Genomic DNA, 20,576 nt, shown 5'->3' with positions numbered 1-20,576 from the left:
CGGCCGGGGGGCTCACGCGTACCCGGGCACGGGACGGGCCGGCCCCCGGGGGAACGCCGCAGGGCGGCCACCCTCTCGGGTGACCGCCCTGCGGTGGGTGCTCTGCTGCGACTCAGCCGTTGTACGGGCCGTAGTCGTAGTCCTCCAGCGGGACAGCCTGGCCGGAGCCGGTGCCGAAGGGCGAGTAGTCGATGTCGTCGTAACCGACGGCCGAGTACATCGCGGCCTTGGCTTCCTCGGTCGGCTCCACCCGGATGTTGCGGTAGCGGGCGAGGCCCGTACCGGCCGGGATGAGCTTACCGATGATGACGTTCTCCTTGAGGCCGATGAGGCTGTCGGACTTGGCGTTGATCGCCGCATCCGTCAGGACTCGGGTCGTCTCCTGGAAGGAGGCGGCCGACAGCCAGGATTCCGTCGCCAGCGAGGCCTTGGTGATACCCATCAGCTGCGGACGACCGGAGGCGGGGTGACCGCCCTCGGTGACCACGCGACGGTTCTCGGTCTCGAACTTCGAGCGCTCGACGAGCTCGCCCGGCAGGAGCTCCGCGTCGCCGGACTCGATGATCGTCACGCGGCGCAGCATCTGCCGGATGATGATCTCGATGTGCTTGTCGTGGATCGACACGCCCTGCGAGTTGTAGACCTTCTGGACTTCGCCGACCAGGTGGACCTGGACGGCACGCTGGCCGAGGATGCGCAGCACGTCGTGCGGGTTGGTGGCACCCATGGTGAGCTTCTGGCCCACCTCGACGTGGTCGCCCTCGTGCACGATGACCTTGGCGCGCTTGGAGATCGGGAACGCCGTCTCCTCGCTGCCGTCGTCGGGCGTGATGACGATCTTCTTCGTCTTCTCGGTCTCCTCGATCCGCACGCGACCGGCGGCCTCGGAGATCGGGGCGACACCCTTCGGGGTACGGGCTTCGAAGAGCTCGACGACACGCGGCAGACCCTGCGTGATGTCGTCACCGGCCACACCACCGGTGTGGAAGGTACGCATCGTCAGCTGGGTACCGGGCTCACCGATGGACTGGGCGGCGATGATGCCGACCGCCTCACCGATGTCGACCAGCTTGCCGGTGGCCAGCGAGCGGCCGTAGCAGAAGGCACAGGTGCCGACCGCGGACTCGCAGGTCAGGACCGAGCGGGTCTTGACCTCCTCGACACCGTTCGCGATGAGGGCGTGGATGAGGACGTCACCGAGGTCCACGTTCGCCGGCGCGATGACCTTGCCGTCGATGACGACGTCCTCGGCCAGCATGCGGGCGTACACGGAGGTCTCGACGTCGTCCGCCTTCTGGAGGACACCCGCCTCGTTCTTGACACCGATCTTGAGCTTGAGGCCGCGCTCGGTGCCGCAGTCCTCCTCGCGGATGATGACGTCCTGCGAGACGTCCACCAGACGACGGGTGAGGTAACCCGAGTCGGCGGTACGCAGGGCGGTGTCCGCCAGACCCTTACGGGCACCGTGCGTGGAGATGAAGTACTCCAGAACGGTGAGGCCCTCACGGAAGGACGCCTTGATCGGACGCGGGATGGTCTCGTTCTTCGCGTTCGACACCAGACCACGCATACCGGCGATCTGTCGCATCTGCATCATGTTTCCTCGGGCACCCGAGTCAACCATCATGAAGATGGGGTTCGTCTTGGGGAAGTTCGCGTTCATCGCCTCGGCGACCTCGTTGGTCGCCTGCGTCCAGATCTGGATGAGCTCCTGAGTGCGCTCCTCCTTGGTGATCAGACCGCGCTCGTACTGCTTCTGGACCTTCTCGTCCTTGGCCTCGTAGCCCGCGACGATCGCCTTCTTCGCCTCGGGAACGACGACGTCGGAGATGGCCACGGTGACGCCCGAACGGGTCGCCCAGTGGAAGCCGGCCGCCTTCAGGTTGTCGAGCGTCGCCGCCACGATGACCTTGGGGTAGCGCTCCGCCAGGTCGTTGACGATCTCGGAGAGCTGCTTCTTGCCCACCGAGTAGTCGACGAACGGGTAGTCCTCGGGCAGCAGCTCGTTGAAGAGCGCGCGACCCAGGGTCGTCTTCAGACGGAAGCTGTCGCCCGGCTGGAACTCGCGTTCCCCGACGACGTCGTCGCCGGCTTCGGCGACCGGCGGCACCCAACCGCGCGGCGGGATGGTGCCCACCGGGAAGCGGATGTCGACGGACGACTGGAGAGCGAGCTCGCCGTTGTCGAACGCCATGGTCGCCTCGGCGGAGGAGCCGAACGCGCGGCCCTCACCCTTGACGTCACGGAGCTCACCGTCGGTGGTCAGGAAGAACAGACCGAGGACCATGTCCTGGGTCGGCATCGTGACCGGACGGCCGTCGGCGGGCTTCAGGATGTTGTTCGAGGACAGCATCAGGATGCGGGCCTCGGCCTGCGCCTCCGCGGAGAGCGGGAGGTGCACGGCCATCTGGTCACCGTCGAAGTCCGCGTTGAACGCGGTGCAGACGAGCGGGTGGATCTGGATGGCCTTGCCTTCGACCAGCTGGGGCTCGAAGGCCTGGATGCCGAGGCGGTGCAGCGTGGGCGCACGGTTCAGCAGGACCGGGTGCTCGGCGATGACCTCTTCGAGGACGTCGTAGACGACCGTGCGACCGCGCTCGACCATCCGCTTCGCCGACTTGATGTTCTGCGCGTGGTTCAGGTCGACCAGGCGCTTCATCACGAACGGCTTGAAGAGCTCCAGCGCCATGGCCTTGGGCAGACCACACTGGTGCAGCTTCAGCTGCGGACCGACGACGATCACGGAACGCGCGGAGTAGTCCACGCGCTTGCCGAGGAGGTTCTGACGGAATCGACCCTGCTTGCCCTTCAGCATGTCGCTGAGGGACTTCAGGGGACGGTTACCGGGACCGGTCACCGGACGACCACGACGACCGTTGTCGAAGAGGGCGTCGACGGCCTCCTGGAGCATGCGCTTCTCGTTGTTCACGATGATCTCGGGGGCACCGAGGTCGAGAAGGCGCTTCAGGCGGTTGTTACGGTTGATCACGCGGCGGTACAGGTCGTTCAGGTCGGAGGTCGCGAAGCGGCCACCGTCCAGCTGCACCATCGGACGCAGGTCCGGCGGGATCACCGGCACGCAGTCCAGCACCATGCCCTTGGGGCTGTTGCTGGTCTGCAGGAACGCGGAGACGACCTTGAGGCGCTTGAGCGCACGGGTCTTCTTCTGGCCCTTGCCGGTACGGATGATCTCGCGGAGGCGCTCGGCCTCCTCCTCCAGGTCGAAGGACTCCAGGCGCTTCTGCAGCGCCGCGGCACCCATCGAACCGTCGAAGTACGTACCGAAGCGGTCGCGCAGCTCGCGGTAGAGCAGCTCGTCGCCCTCGAGGTCCTGGACCTTGAGGTTCTTGAAGCGGTTCCACACCTCGTCGAGGCGGTCGATCTCGCGCTGGGCGCGGTCACGGAGCTGCTTCATCTCGCGCTCGGCACCTTCGCGCACCTTGCGGCGTACGTCGGCCTTCGCGCCCTCGGCCTCGAGCTCGGCCAGGTCGGTCTCGAGCTTCTTGGCACGGCCTTCGAGGTCGGAGTCGCGGCGGTTCTCGATCTGCTGGCGCTCGACGGAGACGTGGGCCTCCAGCGACGGCAGGTCGCGGGTGCGGCGCTCGTCGTCCACGAACGTGATCATGTACGCGGCGAAGTAGATGACCTTTTCGAGGTCCTTCGGCGCGAGGTCCAGCAGGTATCCGAGGCGCGACGGGACGCCCTTGAAGTACCAGATGTGGGTGACGGGAGCGGCAAGCTCGATGTGGCCCATCCGCTCACGACGCACCTTGGCGCGCGTGACCTCGACGCCGCAGCGCTCGCAGATGATGCCCTTGAAGCGAACACGCTTGTACTTGCCGCAGTAGCACTCCCAGTCCCGGGTCGGACCGAAGATCTTCTCGCAGAAGAGTCCGTCCTTCTCGGGCTTGAGCGTGCGGTAGTTGATGGTCTCCGGCTTCTTGACCTCGCCGTGGGACCAGGTTCGGATGTCGTCCGCGGTGGCAAGGCCGATCCGCAGCTCGTCGAAGAAGTTGACGTCGAGCACTGTGCGTCAATCCCTCTTTCGGGGTCGAGTCTCAATCATGGTCTGAACGGTCCCGGGGATGACGGGGGGCTCTTGAGCGAGCCCCCCGTCAGGCCCGTCAGACCTCTTCGACGCTGCTCGGCTCACGCCGGGACAGGTCGATACCGAGCTCCTCCGCCGCGCGGAAGACGTCCTCGTCGGTGTCGCGCATCTCGATGGACATGCCGTCCGAGGACAGCACCTCCACGTTGAGGCAGAGCGACTGCATTTCCTTGATGAGCACCTTGAAGGACTCGGGAATGCCCGGCTCGGGGATGTTCTCGCCCTTGACGATGGCCTCGTAGACCTTCACGCGGCCGGTGACGTCATCGGACTTGATGGTCAGCAGCTCCTGGAGGGCGTAAGCGGCGCCATAAGCCTCAAGCGCCCACACCTCCATCTCACCGAAGCGCTGGCCACCGAACTGCGCCTTACCACCCAGCGGCTGCTGCGTGATCATCGAGTACGGACCGGTCGACCGCGCGTGGAGCTTGTCATCGACCAGGTGGTGGAGCTTGAGGATGTACATGTACCCGATGGAGATCGGGTCCGGGAACGGCTCGCCGGAGCGGCCGTCGAACAGACGCGCCTTGCCGGACGGGAGGACCAGGCGGTCACCGTCGCGGTTCGGGATGGTGTGCTCGAACAGACCCGTGAGTTCGTCCTCGCGGGCACCGTCGAACACCGGGGTGGCGACGTTGGTGCCGGGCTCGACGCGGTCGGCGCCGATGACCTTGAGGCGCTCGGCCCACTCCTCGCCGAGACCGGAGACGTCCCAGCCGCGGCTGGCGAGCCAGCCGAGGTGGATCTCCAGGACCTGACCCGGGTTCATTCGGGACGGGACACCCAGCGGGTTGAGGATGATGTCGACCGGCGTGCCGTCTTCCAGGAAGGGCATGTCCTCGATCGGAAGGATCTTGGAGATGACGCCCTTGTTGCCGTGACGACCGGCGAGCTTGTCGCCGTCGGTGATCTTGCGCTTCTGGGCGACGTAGACGCGGACCAGCTGGTTCACGCCCGGAGGAAGCTCGTCGCCCTCCTCGCGGTCGAAGACGCGGACACCGATGACCTTGCCGATCTCACCGTGAGGAACCTTGAGCGAGGTGTCACGCACCTCGCGGGCCTTCTCACCGAAGATCGCGCGGAGCAGACGCTCCTCCGGGGTCAGCTCGGTCTCACCCTTGGGCGTGACCTTGCCGACCAGGATGTCGCCGGCGACGACGTCCGCACCGATGCGGATGATGCCGCGCTCGTCGAGGTCCGCGAGGACCTCCTCGGAGACGTTCGGGATGTCCCGGGTGATCTCCTCGGGGCCCAGCTTGGTGTCACGGGCGTCGACCTCGTGCTCCTCGATGTGGATCGAGGACAGGACGTCGTCCTGTACGAGGCGCTGCGACAGGATGATCGCGTCCTCGTAGTTGTGACCTTCCCAGGGCATGAACGCCACGAGCAGGTTCTTGCCGAGGGCCATTTCGCCCTCTTCGGTCGCGGGACCGTCGGCGAGGACCTGGGACTCGATGATCCGGTCACCCTCGTTGACGATGACCTTCTGGTTGACCGAGGTGCCCTGGTTCGAGCGGGAGAACTTGGCGACGCGGTACGTGGTGTACGTGCCGTCGTCGTTGGCGACGGTGATGTAGTCGGCCGAGACCTCCTGGACGACACCGTCCTTCTCCGCACGGATCGAGTCACCGGCGTCGACCGCACAGCGGTACTCCATGCCGGTGCCGACGAGCGGCGCTTCCGCCTTGATGAGCGGAACGGCCTGGCGCATCATGTTCGCGCCCATGAGGGCACGGTTGGCGTCGTCGTGCTCCAGGAAGGGGATCATCGCGGTCGCGACGGACACCATCTGGCGCGGGGAGACGTCCATGTAGTCGACGTCGTCGCCGGCGATGTAGTCGATCTCGCCGCCACGACGACGAACCAGCACGCGGTTCTCGGTGAAGCGCATCTCGTCGTTCAGGCCGGCGTTGGCCTGGGCGATGACGAAGCGGTCTTCCTCGTCGGCCGTCAGGTAGTCGACGTCGTCGGTGACGACACCCTCGATGACCTTGCGGTACGGGGTCTCGACGAAACCGAAGGCGTTGACGCGACCGTAGGACGCGAGCGAGCCGATCAGACCGATGTTCGGGCCTTCGGGGGTCTCGATCGGGCACATGCGGCCGTAGTGCGACGGGTGGACGTCTCGGACCTCGAAGCCGGCCCGCTCACGGGACAGACCACCGGGGCCCAGCGCCGACAGGCGGCGCTTGTGGGTCAGGCCCGACAGCGGGTTGTTCTGGTCCATGAACTGCGACAGCTGGCTGGTGCCGAAGAACTCCTTGATGGAGGCGACGACCGGCCGGATGTTGATCAGGGTCTGCGGCGTGATCGCCTCGACGTCCTGGGTCGTCATCCGCTCGCGGACGACGCGCTCCATACGAGCCAGACCCGTGCGGACCTGGTTCTGGATGAGCTCGCCGACGTTGCGCAGACGACGGTTGCCGAAGTGGTCGATGTCGTCGGTCTCGACGACGATCGAACGGCCGGACTCGCCGGTCGTCTCGGTCTCACCCGCGTGCAGCTTGACCAGGTACTTGATCGTCGCGATGACGTCGTCGGTGGTCAGCACACCGGCGTCGAGCGGCTCGTCGGCGCCGAGCTTCTTGTTCACCTTGTAGCGGCCGACCTTCGCGAGGTCGTAGCGCTTCGGGTTGAAGTAGAGGTTCTCGAGCAGCGTCTGAGCGGCCTCGCGGGTCGGCGGTTCGCCCGGACGCAGCTTGCGGTAGATGTCGAGCAGCGCGTCGTCCTGGCCCTGGGTGTGGTCCTTCTCCAGGGTGGCGCGCATGGACTCGTACTCGCCGAACTCCTCCAGGATCTGCTCGGTGGTCCAGCCGAGAGCCTTCAGGAGGACGGTGACGGACTGCTTGCGCTTGCGGTCGATGCGGACACCGACCATGTCGCGCTTGTCGATCTCCATCTCCAGCCAGGCACCCCGGGACGGGATGATCTTGGCAGCGAAGATGTCCTTGTCGGACGTCTTGTCGATGGAGGAGTCGAAGTAGACACCGGGGGAGCGGACAAGCTGCGACACGACGACACGCTCGGTGCCGTTGATGACGAAGGTGCCCTTGTTGGTCATGAGCGGGAAATCGCCCATGAAGACCGTCTGAGACTTGATCTCTCCGGTCTCGTTGTTCGTGAACTCGGCTGTGACGAACAGCGGCGCCGCGTACGTGAAGTCGCGGTCCTTGCACTCGTCGACAGAGTTCTTCGCCGGCTCGAAACGGTGGTCGCGGAAGGTCAGCGACATCGACCCGGAGAAGTCCTCGATCGGCGAGATCTCCTCGAAGATCTCTTCCAGACCGGACTTGGTGGGGACGTCCTGTCCACTCTCAAGCGCCGACTCGACGCGAGACTTCCAGGCGGCGTTGCCGAGCAGCCAGTCAAAGCTCTCGGTCTGCAGCGCCAGGAGGTTCGGAACCTCGAGGGGTTCCTTGATCTTTGCAAAGGAGATGCGCAGCGGGGCGGTGCTGGCACCGTTGTTCGTATTGGTCGAGGCGTTGCGCGAGGCGGCCAAGAGGGGGTCCTTCCGAGGGCTCGGACTCACTACGCGCGTACCGGTCCCAGCCGACACGGAAGACGGACGTTCTCGATCCGGCAGAAAAGACCAGGTCGGAGACGATCAATCAGTGTGCTCAAGCGTGGGCATGCCCCTGGCGACGGGCAGGGGGCAGCTAACAGGCAGCGCAAAGGGTCAGTGTAGCCACTCGGCTCACTGATGTCCAGACCAGGTTTCCGGAAACCGGCAACAGGCCTTCCCCATGTCGTTTGAACTACCCCTGCCAACGCTCGGCCTCGCACACAGAGCGCGTATCAGTACTGCCCTCTTCGTAACCGATCCATGCCTGGTATCTCGAATCCCACCGGGCGGAGTCGGCAACGGGACTGAGAATTGCGCGCCGCCGGCCGTTCGTCAAGGCCCCGTGCTCCGAGCGGATCATCTTTGGACCCAGCTCCAGGGCAACGATGATCACCCTACTCCCCAAGGGGACAAGGGCAAGTCAGGCACTACGGGTACGCCAAAGGGCGACCACCCTTACGGGTGATCGCCCTTGGAAGAGGCTTCGGAGAGCCTCTGAGGTGTTACTTGACCTCGACGCCGGCGCCGGCAGCCTTGAGGGCCTCGGCGGCCTTGTCAGCGGCCTCCTTGGCGACCTTCTCGAGGACGGGCTTCGGGGCGCCGTCAACGAGGTCCTTGGCTTCCTTCAGACCCAGGGAGGTCAGCTCGCGCACGACCTTGATGACCTGGATCTTCTTGTCGCCGGCACCGGTGAGGATGACGTCGAACTCGTCCTGCTCCTCAGCGGCCTCAACGGCGGCGGGGGCGCCCGGACCGGCAACGGCGACGGCCGCGGCGGCGGTGACGTCGAACTTCTCCTCGAACGCCTTAACGAACTCGGAGAGCTCGATGAGGGTGAGCTCCTCGAACTGGGCGAGGAGTTCGTCCTGGGTGAGCTTCGCCATGATGGGCGATCCTTCCACTAATTCGGCAGGTGCCGGATGTATATGGGGGCGGGCGTAACGGCCCGCTTTGACCCACGCACTAGGCGGCGTGGATCAGTGCGCGAGCCGAGTTACTCGGCACCGCCCTGCTCGGCGAGCTTGACGCGAAGCGCTTCCGCGGTGCGGACGAACTTCGACGGCAGCGCCTGGAAGAGCGAGGCAGCCTGGGACTGCTTGCCCTTGAACGCGCCGGCCAGCTTGCTGAGCAGAACCTCGCGGGACTCGAGGTCCGCAAGCTTCTTGATCTCATCGGCGGTGAGCGCCTTACCATCAAGGACACCCGCCTTGATGATGAGGTTGGGGTTGTCCTTGGCGAAGTCACGCAGGCTCTTCGCCGACTCCACCGGGTCACCGGTGATGAAGGCGACCGCGGTCGGACCAGCGAAGTGCTCGTCCAGCGCGGTGATCCCGGCCTGGTTGGCCGCAATCTTGGTCAGCGTGTTCTTCACCACGGCGTACTGGGCGTTCTCACCGAGCGAACGACGCAGCGTCTTGAGCTGCGCGACGGTGAGACCCCGGTACTCGGTCAGCACGGCGGCGTTCGAGCTCTGGAACTGGTCCGTGAGCTCGGCTACCGCGGCAGCCTTGTCGGGCCTTGCCATAGAGCGTCGGCCTCCTTCCGGGTGATGAGGACCGCTCAGAAGGGGCTGAACAAAACGAAACGCCCCGGCGCAAGCGCACGGGGCGTAAGCTCAACCGAATCACTCCGGGAGCTTCTCCACGAACACCTGCGCAGGACGTCCGCAGTCAGCGGATCCTTCGGCCGCCACGCTCTTGCGAGCACGGCAACGACCAGCGGTCTTTGGCTTCTGGTGAAGCGTACGTGAAGCGGTCCAGTCGAGGCAAATCGCCTCGGGAGCGCCCCGGGACACCGGTACCGCGGTGCCCTCGACAGCACTCAGGCGGTGCCGCCCGTGCTGCCCTTCATCCTCTCCGCCAGGTCCACGACCTTGTCGGCCGGCGGCGCCGTGACCTCGACGGGCTTGTTGACGTCGTGGAACTTGATGGTGAGGTCCATCGGGCCCTCGGTGCCCTGGCCGCGGGTGCGGACCTGCTTGGTCTGGTCGGCCTCGTCGATCCAGATGTCCATCGTCAGTTCCTTGATGCCCTGGGCCTCCAGCATCTTCAGGTTCTTCTCCTGACGGGCCTTGGCCTCGGGCGTGGTCGCGGCGCTCGGGTCCTTCAGCTGGTCCAGCGTGACCGTGCCCGTCAGGTGGGTGGTCTTCTGACCGTCGATGGTCTCCTCGCCGACGGTCTTCAGGTCCTTGGCCAGGCTCAGGTCGTTCGCCTTGTCGCCCGGGTTCTCGCCCTGCTGGCCGCCGCCGAGGGCGTCCAGCTTCTTGGCCTCTTCCGGAGCGAGCGACTTCAGGTCGAACTTCATCCACTTGTCCTCGCTGCCCAGGTAGAGGGCGCCGTCGAGGAGGCGGATGCCGACGCTTTGGCCGGGCGTCTGCGGCGAGGCCATCGTCATGGACATCGCGACGTCGGGCTTGAGGCGCATGGCGGCCTCGCCGGAGATCGCGTTGCCCGCGGCGGTGCCGGACATGGTGTACCGCAGCGAGGTGATGTCCGCGGACTTCTTCTTCGTCTTCTCCAGGAAGGCGGCCGGCGCGACCACGGCCGGCGCCTGGGCGGCCGGGGACTGCGCCGGGGCGCCGGCGCCGTCCTTCTTCGCGTCCTTCCCGTCCTGGCACGCCGTGGCCCCGCCCACGAGCAGTACGGCGGTCAGTGCGGCGCCGATGGTCTTCCTGCGGTATGCAGCCATGAAGGTCCCCACCCCTTGTGTGATCGTCATTTGGTTTCGACTTTACGTTCCCGTCACGCTCGATCGCGCGGCCATTACGCCCTCGTGCCCCCTCTGTGGCACGGAACACGGAAAACGGGCCCCCCACCGCCCGTGAAGGGTGGTGGAGGGCCCGTTCAGCCGTGCAGGGAGCCGGTCAGGCTCGGCCTGATCAAACGGCGGCCGGGTCTTCCTCGACGAGGAGGTTCCGGGTGCGGTTCGAGTCCAGGGCGATGCCCGGACCCATCGTGGTGCTCAGGGCGGCCTTCTTGATGTAGCGGCCCTTCGCGGCGGACGGCTTCAGACGGATGATCTCGTCCAGGGCCGCCGCGTAGTTCTCGACCAGCTGCTCATCGGAGAAGGAGACCTTGCCGATGATGAAGTGCAGGTTCGAGTGCTTGTCGACGCGGAACTCGATCTTGCCACCCTTGATCTCGGTGACGGCCTTGGCGACGTCCATCGTGACGGTGCCGGTCTTCGGGTTCGGCATGAGGCCACGGGGACCGAGCACGCGGCCGAGGCGGCCGACCTTGCCCATGAGGTCCGGCGTGGCGACAACGGCGTCGAACTCGTTCAGGCGGTTGCCCTTGGCGATCTCGTTGATCAGCTCGTCGTCGCCGACGATGTCGGCGCCGGCGGCTTCCGCGGCCGCTGCACGGTCACCGGTCGCGAAGACCAGGACCCGGGCGGTCTTGCCGGTGCCGTGCGGGAGGTTCACGGTGCCACGGACCATCTGGTCGGCCTTGCGCGGGTCGACACCCAGGCGGAAGGCGATCTCGACGGTGCTGTCGAACTTGGTCGCGGAGGTCTCCTTGGCGAGACGGACGGCCTCGAGCGGGGCGTAGAACTTGTCCCGGTCGATCTTGGCGTCCGCAGCGCGGAGAGTCTTGCTGCGCTTCACTTCTGCTCCTGTGTAGTGACTTCAGACGTGGAGTCGTGGTGCGGACCAGCGCTTGGCCCTACCACTGTCGTGCTGGGTGGCTGGATCAGCCTTCGACCGTGATGCCCATCGAACGCGCGGTGCCGGCGATGATCTTCTCGGCGGCGTCGATGTCGTTCGCGTTGAGGTCAGGCATCTTGATCGTGGCGATCTCGCGGACCTGGTCACGCGTGAGCTTCGCGACCTTGGTCTTGTGCGGCTCGCCGGAGCCCTTCTCCACGCCCGCGCTCTTCAGGATGAGACGCGCGGCCGGCGGAGTCTTGGTGATGAAGGTGAAGGAACGGTCGTCGTAGACCGTGATCTCCACCGGCACGACCATGCCACGCTGCGACTCGGTCGCGGCGTTGTAGGCCTTGCAGAACTCCATGATGTTGACGCCGTGCTGACCGAGCGCGGGGCCGACCGGCGGAGCCGGGTTGGCCGCACCGGCCTTGATCTGGAGCTTGATAAGCCCCGTGATCTTCTTCTTCTTGGGAGGCATTGCTCTCTCCGGGTCCTAGTGAGAGTTTTCAGCCGCCAACCGGTCATCCGGATGGAGGCATACCGCACCACGATAACGGGTACAGGTGCGGGGCTAAAAACCGAGCAGGTCAGACCCCCCTTTACGGGGCGATCTGACCTGCTTCGGAAGCGTTGTTCAGAAGAACTGGATCAGTGGATCCGGATCAGTTCTTCTGGATCTGGTCGAAGCTCAGCTCGACCGGGGTCTCGCGGCCGAAGATCTCGACGAGACCCTTGACCTTCTTCGAGTCCGGGTTGATCTCGTTGATGGTCGCCTGGAGCGTCGCGAAGGGGCCGTCGGTGACGGTGACCGAGTCGCCGACCTCGAAGTCCAGGACCTCGATGGCGCGCTTCACGGCGGGAGCCGGCAGGCCCGCGGCCTCGGCGGCGGCCTTGTCGGCCTTCTCCTTCGCCTCCGGCGCGAGCATCTTGACGATCTCGTCCAGGGTCAGCGGGTACGGGTCGTACGCGTTGCCCACGAAGCCGGTGACACCGGGGGTGTTGCGGACGACGCCCCAGGACTCGTTCGTCAGATCCATGCGGACGAGAACGTAACCGGGCAGCTTGTTCTGCCGGACGTTCTTGCGCTCGCCGTTCTTGATCTGGACGATCTCTTCCTCGGGCACCTCGGCCTGGTAGATGAACTCCTCGACGTTCAGCGAGACGGCACGCTGCTCGAGGTTGGCCTTCACGCGCTTCTCGTAGCCCGCGTAGGTGTGGATGACGTACCACTCACCGGGGAGCAGGCGCAGCTCGTCGCGCAGGGCCTGGGTGGGGTCGACGGGCTCGGCAGGGGCGGCCTCCTCGGCCTCCTCCGCGTCCTCGACGTCGGTCTCGTCCGCGTCCTCGACGGCGGCCTCGGCCTCGTCGTCGGCGTCCGCGGCCTCTTCGACCTCGTCGGCGTCCGCGGCCTCGTCGGCCTCCGCGGCCTCGGCGTCGACAGCACCCTCGCCCTCGGCGGACTCGACGTGCAGCGCGGCCTCTTCGGCGGCGATGCCTGCGTCGGCGTCGGCGAGCTCGGCCTCATCGGGGTCCACAGCGTCGGCAGCCTCGACGATGTCGAGCTGGTCCTCAACGGACTCGACGGACTCGACGGACTCGTCGCTCACGTTCAGGTTCGGGTCAGACACGGTGGCTGCTTCTTCCTGGATACAAAAGGTGGTGGAACATGCGAAAACGGGCGGCACCCATCAAGGCGCCGCCCTCCGCGGGGATCAGCCGAAGACGAACTTGATGGCTTCCTGGAACCCATAGTCAATCACGGTCACCAGACCGATCATGATGACGACGAAGACAATCACCACGGTGGTGTACGTCGTGAGCTGGTTACGAGTGGGCCAGACGACCTTGCGGAGCTCCGCGACGATCTGACGGTAGAAGAGCGCGAGCCGGCCGAAAGGGCCCTTCTTGCCGCGCTTACCGCCCTTGCGGGCCTTCTTCTCGCGAGTGTCGTCCTCGGCGTCAGGCATGTCGATGGAGCCGAGGGCGTCCGTCACGTCTCTCACCTGAATCCGGGTCGTGGCCGTAGCCGCGCCCGGTTGCGCCGCACGGCATTGCATCGAAGTACGTACCTGCGCACACGTCCGAGAAGGAGTGTGGAGCAGGGCCGGAGGGACTCGAACCCCCAACCGCTGGTTTTGGAGACCAGTGCTCTACCAATTGAGCTACGACCCTTTGCGTTCCCCAACCTACCGCATCCGAGCGAGTGCACGGAGTGCTCACGTTCCGGACGGCTGGTGAGGACCAACGACAGGTGAGTGTACGTGGTCCGGGCCCTGACGTCGAACAGAACAGAGCCGGACCTGCTCCGTCCGGTCCCTGAAACGGTGTGCGGGCCTTCCGGGCCGTCTGGGACGATTGGCCGCATGACCTCTGCAACGCCTTCCTCCGAGCGCCGGGTGTCCGCCCGTATCGGCGCCATTTCCGAGTCCGCCACCCTCGCCGTCGACGCCAAGGCCAAGGCCCTCAAGGCCGCCGGGCGTCCGGTGATCGGCTTCGGTGCGGGCGAGCCCGACTTCCCCACCCCGGACTACATCGTCGAGGCGGCGGTCGAGGCCTGCCGCAACCCGAAGTACCACCGCTACACGCCGGCCGGCGGCCTGCCCGAGCTGAAGGCCGCGATCGCCGCGAAGACGCTGCGCGACTCCGGCTACGAGGTGGACGCGTCCCAGGTCCTGGTGACCAACGGCGGCAAGCAGGCCATCTACGAGGCGTTCGCGGCCATCCTCGACCCGGGTGACGAGGTCATCGTCCCGGCCCCGTACTGGACCACCTACCCGGAGTCGATCCGCCTCGCGGGCGGCGTACCGGTCGCGGTCGTCGCCGACGAGACCACCGGGTACCGGGTTTCCGTCGAGCAGCTGGAGGCCGCGCGCACCGAGCGCACCAAGGTCGTCCTCTTCGTCTCCCCGTCCAACCCGACGGGCGCCGTCTACACCGAGGCCGACGCCGAGGCCATCGGCCGCTGGGCCGCCGACAAGGGCCTGTGGGTCCTGACGGACGAGATCTACGAGCACCTGGTCTACGGCGACGCCAAGTTCGTCTCGCTGCCGGCGATCGTCCCCGAGCTCGCCGACAAGTGCATCATCGTCAACGGCGTCGCCAAGACGTACGCGATGACCGGTTGGCGCGTGGGCTGGATCATCGGCCCGAAGGACGTCGTCAAGGCCGCGACGAACCTGCAGTCGCACGCCACCTCCAACGTCTCCAACGTGGCCCAGGTCGCGGCGCTCGCCGCCGTCTCCGGCAACCTGGACGCCGTCCACGAGATGCGCACGGCCTTCGACCGCCGCCGCCAGACCATCGTGCGGATGCTGAACGAGATCGACGGCGTGTTCTGCCCGACCCCCGAGGGCGCGTTCTACGCGTACCCGTCGGTCAAGGAGGTGCTCGGCAAGGAGATCCGCGGCAAGCGCCCGCAGACCTCCGTCGAGCTGGCCGCGCTGATCCTGGACGAGGCCGAGGTCGCGGTCGTCCCGGGCGAGGCCTTCGGCACCCCCGGCTACCTGCGCCTCTCGTACGCCCTGGGCGACGAGGACCTGGTCGAGGGCGTGTCCCGGATCCAGAAGCTGCTCGCCGAGGCCAAGGCCTAGGCATCGCGGTAGGAAGCGGTACGGAGCGGCGTCGTCCCGGTGGGGCGGCGCCGCTCCGTCGTTCCCGGGACCGGCCGCCGCGCCCGGGGCCCCGGTGGCTCGGGTTTACGTTCGGGCAAGGTCCCGTTCAGGGAAAGCGGCTGTCGATCGGGTGACAAGTACGGCAGGATCACCGGATGGAGCACGTACGCGATCTCACGCTTCTGCCGAAAGCCCACCTCCACCTGCACTTCACCGGGTCGATGCGCCCCTCGACGCTGCTGGAGCTGGCCGACAAGTACGGCGTTCGCCTGCCCGAGGCCCTGACCAGCGGCGAACCCCCCAAACTCCGGGCCACCGACGAACGCGGCTGGTTCCGCTTCCAGCGGCTCTACGACACCGCCCGGTCCTGCCTGCGCGAGCCCGACGACATCCGCCGGCTGGTCCGCGAGGCCGCCGAGGAGGACGTCCGCGACGGCAGCGGCTGGCTGGAGATCCAGGTCGACCCGACCTCCTACGCCCCCTTGCTGGGCGGCATGATCCCGGCCGTCGAGATCATCCTGGACGCCGTCGACGCGGCCTCCCGGGAGACCGGCCTCGGCATGCGCGTCGTCATCGCCGCGAACCGCATGAAGCATCCGCTCGACGCCCGCACCCTCGCCCGACTCGCCGTCCGCTACGCCGACCGCGGCATCGTCGGCTTCGGGCTCTCCAACGACGAACGCCGCGGCATGGCCCGCGACTTCGACCGGGCCTTCGCCATCGCCCGCGAGGGCGGCCTGCTCGCGGCCCCGCACGGCGGCGAGCTGAGCGGGCCCTCCTCCGTCCGGGACTGCCTGGACGACCTGCACGCCGCCCGCATCGGGCACGGCGTACGGGCCGCCGAGGACCCGCGGCTGCTCAAGCGGCTGGCCGACCGGCAGATCACCTGCGAGGTCTGCCCGGCCTCCAACGTCGCCCTCGGCGTGTACCAGCGGCCCGAGGACGTGCCGCTACGCACCCTCTTCGAGGCGGGGGTGCCGATGGCGCTGGGCGCGGACGACCCGCTGCTGTTCGGTTCGCGGCTCGCGGCGCAGTACGAGTTCGCCCGCCGCCACCACGCCTTCACGGACGCGGAGCTGGCCGAGCTGGCCCGGCAGTCGGTGCGCGGTTCGGCGGCGCCGGAGGACGTCCAGGCCAAGTTGCTGGGCGGGATCGACCACTGGCTCAGCGGGTGAGCCGCAGGTCCCCCTGGTAGCAGTCGGCCCGGACCCGGTGGCCGCCGGGGAAGCCGATCTCCAGGTGGGTGCGGCCCTGCTCGGGCAGGGCGAACTCGGCGACGGAGGCGATCGTGCGCCCGACGTGGGGCAGGAACGGGTGGTCCCCGAGGTCCTCGCCGACCTCGATGCGGCCCCACTCCCCCAGGTCGTAGGGCTCGTGCGGGGTCGCGGCCTCGACGATGAGGCAGCGGTCGGAGCCGGTGGTGATGCGCGTGGAGTCGCCGACGCTGTCGATCAGCCACACGTCGAGCGGCGCCTCGGAGCGTTCGCCCTCACAGACGTGCCAGGACGCGACGACCCGGCTGATCTCGCGGCCCACCAGACGCGTGGGATCGGTGCCGGCCCCGTGCCGGGGGCAGTTCATGTCAGCGGTTCACGTCAGATGCGGACGCCGACCGTCACCGGCTCGTTGACGAGCGTGACGCCGAAGGCCTCGTGGACGCCGGCGACGACCTCGCGGGCCAGTACGAGGAGGTCCTCGGTGGTGGCCTCGCCGCGGTTGGTCAGGGCCAGGGTGTGCTTGGTGGAGATCCTGGCGGGGCCGGTGCCGTAGCCCTTGGTGAAGCCGGCCTTGTCGATCAGCCAGGCCGCGCTGGTCTTCGTACGCCCTTCGCCGGCCGGGTAGGCGGGCGGCGCCGTGTCGGGGCCGAGGCGGTCCTGGGCGCGGGTGAGGAAGGCGGCGTACGCCTCGTCGGTCAGGATCGGGTTGTGGAAGAAGGAGCCGGCGGACCAGGTGTCGTGGTCGGCGGGGTCGAGGACCATGCCCTTGCCGGCGCGCAGCCGCAGCACCGTCTCGCGGGCGGCGGCGGCCGGGACCCGGTCGCCGGCGCCGACGCCGAGGGCGCGGGCCGTTTCCGGGTACTTGATCGGGGCGGAGAGGCCGCCCGCGTCCTCCAGGGCGAAGCGCACGCGCAGGACGACGTACCGGTCGGGCTGGTCCTTGAAGGTGCTGTTGCGGTAGCGGAAGTCGCACTCGGCGGCGGTCAGGGTGACGGTCGCGCCGCTGGTGCGGTCGTAGGCCACGACCTCCGTGATGGTGTCGCAGACCTCCTGCCCGTACGCGCCGACGTTCTGGATCGGGGTCGCGCCGGCCGAGCCGGGGATCCCGGCGAGGCACTCGATGCCCGCGAGTCCGGCGTCGACGGTGCGGGCGACGGCGTCGCTCCAGTTCTCGCCGGCGGCGAGCTCCAGGCGGGTCCCGTCGAGGTCGAACCCGGTCGTCGCGATGCGCAGGGCGGTGCCGTCGAAGCCCTGGTCACCGATGACCAGGTTGCTGCCGCCGCCGATGATCAGCAGCGGCGTGCCGGCGGCGTCCGCCGCGCGGACGGCGTCGACGACCTCGGCGTCGGTGGTCGCGGTGACCAACCGGGCCGCGGGGCCGCCGAGGCGGAAGGTGGTCAGCGGGGCGAGGGGGGCGTCGTGGAGTTCCTGCACGAGCACAAGAGTACGGTCCGGCCCCCTCGCATCCCGGCGGGGCACTCAGTGGGCCCGCTTCCGCTCGGCCAGACGGCGCTCGGCCTCCGCCCAGCCGAGGGGCAGTTCCGCGGCCCGCACGGTCCAGAAGGTGAACTCGGCCTCCTTCGTGTAGGCGGCCGCGGCGCGCGCGGAGGCGCGGTGCGGCTCACTGGCCGCGAAGCGCTGGAGGGCCTCGCGGTCCTCCCAGGCGGACAGGGTGAGGAAGGTCCGGCGCAGGACCCGGGCCCGCAGGGCGGCGCCGTGCGCGCCGGGCGCCTTGCGGACCTGGGCGACGATGCCGGGCGCCTTGAGGAGGAACCGCAGCGCTCCGAGGAGGCCGTCGGTCTCGAAGCGGGAGGCCATGACGTACACCTCGGCGTCGGGATCGGCCTGCGCGGGCGTGTACCAGGGGACGTCGGGCATGACGGGGCTCCTTCGCGACGCGTCGTCGTACGGAACTTCGTGTGCGGGCGGTGCTGCGGTTCTCCCGGCCGCGCCCGGGCGTCGGCCCCGGCCGGCGAGCGGCGCCTCAGCCGGCGACGGGCACCTTGCGGACCTCGGCGACCGGCTGCGAGCCCGTCCGCGCCCCGCCGCCCCGACGGGGCACCAGCAGCGCGAACCCGGCGGCGAGGGCGACGGCGACGGCCCCGATCCACAGCGCGGGGACGGTCCCGTCGGTGAAGGCCTGCGGGGTCTCGTAGCCGCCCTGGGCGGAGAACACGGAGGCCAGGACGGCCACACCGAGGGCCCCGCCGACCTCGCGCAGGGCGTTGTTGGTCCCGGAGGCCTTGCCCTGGTCGGCGGGGCGCACGGTGGACATCAGCACGTTGGCGGCCGGGGCGAAGTAGAGGGCCATGCCGATCCCGCTGAGGATCAGCGCCGGCAGCTGGGCGGCGTAGGAGACGTCCGTGCTCAGGATCACGGCGAACCAGCCGAGCCCGATGGCCTGGAACGCCAGCCCGGCGGCGACTACGGGTCGCCCGCCGATCCGGTCGGAGAGGATCCCGGCGAGCGGGGCCACGATCATCGGCATGCCGGTCCAGGGGAGCATGCGCAGGCCGGCTTCGGTGGGCGAGTAGCCGACGACCCCTTGGAGGAACTGGCTGAGCAGGAAGATCGAGCCGAACATGCCGAGGAACATGAGCAGCCCCGCGATGTTGATCCCGAGGAACCCGCGGTCACGGAAGAGCCGCATGGGCAGCACGGGGTCGGCGGCGCGCATGCCGTGCCGGATGAAGGCGCCCAACAGCGCGCCGCCCGCGATGAGACCGGTGAGGACGGGCGCACTGGTCCAGCCGTCGGCGTTGGCGTTGACCAGTGCGTAGACGATCCCGAAGAGGCCGGCACTGATCAGCAGGGTGCCGGGCACGTCGAGGCGGGCGTTCGGCGCGGTGGACTCGGCGAGGCGCAGCCGGGCGAGGGGGATGAGGGCGAGACCGATCGGAACGTTCAGCCAGAAGATCCACTGCCAGGAGATGTGCTCGGTGAGCGTGCCGCCGATGAGGGGGCCACTGGCGACGGCGAGCCCGGTCACGGCTCCGTAGATCCCGAGGGCCATGCCCCGGCGGGCGGCCGGGACGGCGGCGGTGAGCAGCGTGAGGGTGAGCGGCATCATGATCGCCGCTCCGACGCCCTGGACGGCGCGGGCGGCGATGAGCGCGTCGATGCCGGGCGAGAGCGCGGCCGTGGCGGAGGAGGCCGTGAATATCCCGAGCCCGATGACGAAGAGCCGCCGCCGCCCGAACCGGTCACCGAGGGCGGAGCCGAACATGAGCAGGACGGCGAAGGTCAGCGTGTAGGCGTTCACCGTCCACTCCAGGTCCTCCAACTTCCCGCCGAGGTCGGCGCGGATCGCGGGGAGGGCGGTGGTGACGACGAGGTTGTCGAGCGCGGCCATGAAACTGGCGGCGCCGGTGAGGACGAGCGCCCACATGGCGGGCGCTCTGAGGGCGGGCGCTCTGACGGCGGGTTGGGTGCTGCTCACGGTTGTTCCCCCTGATCGGCTTGGCGGCTGGTGACTTGGCGGCTTGGCGGCTTGGCGGCCTTGGTAGTGACTGATTACTAACTTTCTGGGGCAAGCAAGGGCGGAGTCGGCAAGGAAGGACGGTTTCAGCCCTGCGGCGGGGGCTCGCCGGAGCCGGAGCCGGAGCCATGGGTGGACCCGGAGAGCCAGCACCCCTCCCACACCCGGTGCCCGGACGGGAACCCGAGGGCCGAGAGGGTGTTGATAAGCATTCCGTAGGCCATGAAGGACCCCGCCTGTGCGCTGTCGCCGCCGAGGGGCATCCGTACGGTGTCCCAGAGATCCATCCAACCGGCCCGGACCAGCTCCCCGAACTCCTTCTCCCCGGCGGCCTCGGCGGCCGCCACGGTCACGTACACCTGGAGCTGCATCTGCAGCTTGTCGGGCTGTTCGGCGATCAGCGTCAGGTACGCCGCTCCCATGGCACCCAGGGCCTCCTCACCACTGAGCCCCTCGGCGGCCTTCTCGAAGACCAGCCTGATCTCCTCCATGCACCGGGTGGTGGCGGCGAGGAACATGGCCTGCTTGTTGGGGAAAAGCCGGAACAAGTACGGCTGCGAGACACCCACCCGCTTGGCGATCGCCTCGGTGGACGTCCCGTAGTAGCCCCCACGCGCAAACTCACACATGGCCGCCCGCACGACACTCTCGCGCCGCTCTTCCGCACTCATCCTTGCCATGGATAGAAAGTTAGTGCTCAATCACTAACTTGGTCAAGGGTCGGGGTGGGGGCGGGGGGTGTCGGGGGGTGTCGGGGGGTGTCGGGGGGCGGGTGCAGCGGGGCGGGGGTGCGGACGGCGGGGCGGGCCGGGGGTAGCGGGGTGCCGTTGATCCGGATCAGAGCAGCTTTGGGGGTTTCCCGCCGGTCTCATCGTCTCTCCGCGTCGGGCCGGTCCCTCAAGGGCGCTCCCTTCGGTCGCGTCGCTACGCGATGGCCTACGGCCACCCTTG

At 68.0% G+C, this 20,576-nt stretch carries 16 protein-coding genes and 1 tRNA gene; 2 read left to right on the top strand and 15 right to left on the bottom strand.

Annotated elements, in window-relative coordinates; genetic code table 11:
• Window positions 1-112 precede the first annotated feature (112 nt).
• From AB0D46_RS36470 to AB0D46_RS36425, 10 genes are all read right to left on the bottom strand, one after another.
• The gene (locus AB0D46_RS36470; RefSeq protein WP_362884129.1) at window positions 113-4,027 is read right to left on the bottom strand and encodes a DNA-directed RNA polymerase subunit beta'; all 3,915 of its coding nucleotides are present in this window, start codon (window positions 4,025-4,027) and stop codon (window positions 113-115) included.
• 97 nt (window positions 4,028-4,124) lie between these two features.
• Window positions 4,125-7,607, bottom strand: coding sequence for a DNA-directed RNA polymerase subunit beta (gene rpoB / locus AB0D46_RS36465; protein ID WP_362884127.1), 3,483 nt, complete (start codon window positions 7,605-7,607; stop codon window positions 4,125-4,127).
• A 566-nt stretch (window positions 7,608-8,173) separates the two neighbouring features.
• Window positions 8,174-8,554: a 50S ribosomal protein L7/L12 gene (gene rplL, locus AB0D46_RS36460; RefSeq protein ID WP_281204225.1), complete on the bottom strand. Its 381-nt coding sequence runs from the start codon at window positions 8,552-8,554 to the stop codon at window positions 8,174-8,176.
• Window positions 8,555-8,664: 110 nt separating this feature from the next.
• The gene (gene rplJ / locus AB0D46_RS36455) at window positions 8,665-9,195 is read right to left on the bottom strand and encodes a 50S ribosomal protein L10 (RefSeq protein ID WP_030710304.1); all 531 of its coding nucleotides are present in this window, start codon (window positions 9,193-9,195) and stop codon (window positions 8,665-8,667) included.
• A gap of 296 nt (window positions 9,196-9,491) precedes the next feature.
• Window positions 9,492-10,388 carry an LppX_LprAFG lipoprotein gene (locus AB0D46_RS36450; protein ID WP_362884125.1) on the bottom strand — a complete coding sequence of 299 codons (897 nt, stop codon included), beginning with the start codon at window positions 10,386-10,388 and terminating at the stop codon, window positions 9,492-9,494.
• Between the two features lie 160 nt (window positions 10,389-10,548).
• A complete protein-coding gene (gene rplA / locus AB0D46_RS36445) occupies window positions 10,549-11,277 on the bottom strand; it encodes a 50S ribosomal protein L1 (RefSeq protein WP_362884124.1) in 729 nt (242 codons plus the stop codon).
• A gap of 85 nt (window positions 11,278-11,362) precedes the next feature.
• Window positions 11,363-11,797: a 50S ribosomal protein L11 gene (gene rplK / locus AB0D46_RS36440; RefSeq protein WP_351821568.1), complete on the bottom strand. Its 435-nt coding sequence runs from the start codon at window positions 11,795-11,797 to the stop codon at window positions 11,363-11,365.
• A gap of 184 nt (window positions 11,798-11,981) precedes the next feature.
• Complete coding sequence (gene nusG, locus AB0D46_RS36435) at window positions 11,982-12,947, bottom strand: transcription termination/antitermination protein NusG (protein WP_362884122.1); 966 nt, start codon at window positions 12,945-12,947, stop codon at window positions 11,982-11,984.
• 84 nt (window positions 12,948-13,031) lie between these two features.
• On the bottom strand, window positions 13,032-13,313 hold the full coding sequence (secE, locus tag AB0D46_RS36430) for a preprotein translocase subunit SecE (RefSeq protein ID WP_362884121.1): 282 nt from the start codon (window positions 13,311-13,313) through the stop codon (window positions 13,032-13,034).
• A 105-nt stretch (window positions 13,314-13,418) separates the two neighbouring features.
• Window positions 13,419-13,491: transfer RNA gene (locus tag AB0D46_RS36425), tRNA-Trp, on the bottom strand.
• Between the two features lie 191 nt (window positions 13,492-13,682).
• Here AB0D46_RS36425 and AB0D46_RS36420 point away from each other — a divergent pair.
• Both AB0D46_RS36420 and AB0D46_RS36415 read left to right on the top strand, forming a co-directional pair.
• On the top strand, window positions 13,683-14,909 hold the full coding sequence (locus AB0D46_RS36420) for a pyridoxal phosphate-dependent aminotransferase (RefSeq protein ID WP_362884119.1): 1,227 nt from the start codon (window positions 13,683-13,685) through the stop codon (window positions 14,907-14,909).
• A 176-nt stretch (window positions 14,910-15,085) separates the two neighbouring features.
• Window positions 15,086-16,105 carry an adenosine deaminase gene (locus tag AB0D46_RS36415; protein ID WP_362884117.1) on the top strand — a complete coding sequence of 340 codons (1,020 nt, stop codon included), beginning with the start codon at window positions 15,086-15,088 and terminating at the stop codon, window positions 16,103-16,105.
• Here AB0D46_RS36415 and AB0D46_RS36410 read toward each other — a convergent pair.
• The 5 genes from AB0D46_RS36410 to AB0D46_RS36390 all read right to left on the bottom strand — a co-directional run bounded on the left by AB0D46_RS36410 (window position 16,095) and on the right by AB0D46_RS36390 (window position 20,305).
• Window positions 16,095-16,511 (bottom strand): hypothetical protein, encoded by a 417-nt coding sequence (locus tag AB0D46_RS36410; protein ID WP_362884116.1) that lies wholly within the window; start codon window positions 16,509-16,511, stop codon window positions 16,095-16,097. The genes AB0D46_RS36415 and AB0D46_RS36410 overlap by 11 nt on opposite strands.
• Before the next feature lie 14 nt (window positions 16,512-16,525).
• The gene (locus AB0D46_RS36405) at window positions 16,526-17,581 is read right to left on the bottom strand and encodes a UDP-N-acetylmuramate dehydrogenase (protein WP_362884114.1); all 1,056 of its coding nucleotides are present in this window, start codon (window positions 17,579-17,581) and stop codon (window positions 16,526-16,528) included.
• Between the two features lie 45 nt (window positions 17,582-17,626).
• Window positions 17,627-18,025 carry a DUF3291 domain-containing protein gene (locus AB0D46_RS36400; RefSeq protein ID WP_362884112.1) on the bottom strand — a complete coding sequence of 133 codons (399 nt, stop codon included), beginning with the start codon at window positions 18,023-18,025 and terminating at the stop codon, window positions 17,627-17,629.
• Window positions 18,026-18,131: 106 nt separating this feature from the next.
• Complete coding sequence (locus tag AB0D46_RS36395) at window positions 18,132-19,535, bottom strand: DHA2 family efflux MFS transporter permease subunit (RefSeq protein WP_362884131.1); 1,404 nt, start codon at window positions 19,533-19,535, stop codon at window positions 18,132-18,134.
• 176 nt (window positions 19,536-19,711) lie between these two features.
• A complete protein-coding gene (locus AB0D46_RS36390) occupies window positions 19,712-20,305 on the bottom strand; it encodes a TetR/AcrR family transcriptional regulator (RefSeq protein WP_362884110.1) in 594 nt (197 codons plus the stop codon).
• Window positions 20,306-20,576: the final 271 nt, after the last annotated feature.

The sequence above is a fragment of the Streptomyces sp. NPDC048383 genome, from assembly GCF_040651775.1.
Lineage (GTDB): Bacteria > Actinomycetota > Actinomycetes > Streptomycetales > Streptomycetaceae > Streptomyces.
This window is presented reverse-complemented; position numbering and strand designations above follow the sequence as displayed.

Excerpts from the sequence above, each read along its gene's own strand:
- rplL (WP_281204225.1), bottom strand. The coding sequence starts at position 8,554 with ATGGCGAAGCTCACCCAGGACGAACTCCTCGCCCAGTTCGAGGAGCTC.
- rplJ (WP_030710304.1), bottom strand. The coding sequence starts at position 9,195 with ATGGCAAGGCCCGACAAGGCTGCCGCGGTAGCCGAGCTCACGGACCAG.
- AB0D46_RS36450 (WP_362884125.1), bottom strand. The coding sequence starts at position 10,388 with ATGACGATCACACAAGGGGTGGGGACCTTCATGGCTGCATACCGCAGG.
- rplK (WP_351821568.1), bottom strand. The coding sequence starts at position 11,797 with ATGCCTCCCAAGAAGAAGAAGATCACGGGGCTTATCAAGCTCCAGATC.
- AB0D46_RS36420 (WP_362884119.1), top strand. The coding sequence starts at position 13,683 with ATGACCTCTGCAACGCCTTCCTCCGAGCGCCGGGTGTCCGCCCGTATC.
- AB0D46_RS36415 (WP_362884117.1), top strand. The coding sequence starts at position 15,086 with ATGGAGCACGTACGCGATCTCACGCTTCTGCCGAAAGCCCACCTCCAC.
- AB0D46_RS36410 (WP_362884116.1), bottom strand. The coding sequence starts at position 16,511 with ATGAACTGCCCCCGGCACGGGGCCGGCACCGATCCCACGCGTCTGGTG.
- AB0D46_RS36400 (WP_362884112.1), bottom strand. The coding sequence starts at position 18,025 with ATGCCCGACGTCCCCTGGTACACGCCCGCGCAGGCCGATCCCGACGCC.
- AB0D46_RS36395 (WP_362884131.1), bottom strand. The coding sequence starts at position 19,535 with ATGTGGGCGCTCGTCCTCACCGGCGCCGCCAGTTTCATGGCCGCGCTC.
- AB0D46_RS36390 (WP_362884110.1), bottom strand. The coding sequence starts at position 20,305 with ATGGCAAGGATGAGTGCGGAAGAGCGGCGCGAGAGTGTCGTGCGGGCG.